The sequence below is a fragment of the Streptomyces sp. NPDC055078 genome (assembly GCF_053607985.1).
In genome coordinates, this window is the sequence record NZ_JBSGUP010001122.1 from 1 (window position 1) to 1,324 (window position 1,324).

At 69.0% G+C, this 1,324-nt stretch carries 1 pseudogene; it reads left to right on the forward strand.

The features are described 5' to 3' along the window. Positions 1–38: 38 nt before the first annotated feature. A pseudogene (locus ACWF94_RS40620) lies at positions 39–1,187 on the forward strand (ATP-dependent metallopeptidase FtsH/Yme1/Tma family protein); the annotation flags it as partial. Between the last annotated feature and the right edge of the window lie 137 nt (positions 1,188–1,324).

A 1,324-nucleotide genomic window follows, 5' to 3' on the forward strand; every position in this document is an offset into this window, starting at 1 on the left:
GCAGAACACGCCAAACCAGATTCCAAAACGACACCTAGCAGACGCTCAAACAGATAAACAAAGAAATGGACGGCTTCGATGTGAAGGGCGGGGTCATCCTGATCGCCGCCACCAACCGGCCGGACATTCTCGACCCGGCGCTGCTGCGCCCCGGGCGCTTCGACCGGCAGATCGCGGTCGACCGCCCGGACATGCAGGGCCGGCTGGAGATCCTCAAGGTCCACCAGAAGGGCAAGCCGGTCGCCCCGGACGTCGACCTCGGCGCCGTCGCCCGGCGCACGCCCGGCTTCACCGGTGCCGACCTGTCGAACGTGCTGAACGAAGCCGCGCTGCTCACCGCGCGCAGCGACAAGAAGCTGATCGACAACCACTCGCTGGACGAGGCGATCGACCGGGTGGTCGCGGGCCCGCAGAAGCGGACCCGGATCATGTCGGACAAGGAGAAGAAGATCACCGCGTACCACGAGGGCGGACACGCCCTGGTCGCGGCGGCCTCACCGAACTCCGACCCGGTGCACAAGATCACCATCCTGTCCCGCGGCCGGGCCCTGGGCTACACCATGGTGCTCCCGGAGGAGGACAGGTACTCGACCACGCGCAATGAGATGCTCGACCAGCTCGCTTACATGATGGGCGGGCGCGCGGCCGAGGAGCTGGTCTTCCACGACCCGACCACGGGCGCGGCCAACGACATCGAGAAGGCGACGGCCACCGCCCGCTCCATGGTCACGCAGTACGGCATGACCGAGCGGCTCGGCGCGATCAAGTTCGGCGGCGACAACACCGAGCCCTTCCTGGGCCGGGAGATGGGGCACCAGCGCGACTACTCGGAAGAGGTCGCCGCGCTCGTCGACGAAGAGGTCAAGAAGCTCATCGAGACAGCTCACAACGAGGCATGGGAGATCCTCGTCGAGAACCGCGACGTTCTCGACAACCTGGTCCTCGAACTGCTGGAGAAGGAGACGCTGGGCAAGGAGCAGATCGCCGAGATCTTCTCCCAGCTCGTCAAGCGCCCCGCCCGCCCCGCGTGGACCGGCTCCTCCCGGCGCACCCCGTCCACCCGCCCCCCGGTGCTCTCACCGAAGGAGCTGGCCCTGACGAACGGCGCGGTCGGCGCGAGCAGTGCGGCGCCGACCGACTCGGCCCCGAGCGTCGAGGCGGTCCCCGAGGAGCGCCCGGAGAGCTGACGTCCGGCCTGTGCCGCTGGTCACACCAGCCCCAGGATGGCTGCCGGTCGCCGCGCTCGGCGGAGCGCTCGCCCTGGTCCTCGCCGACCTGGCCGCCGGGACCGTCGCCGCACCCCAGGACGTCCCCGTCGGCATCC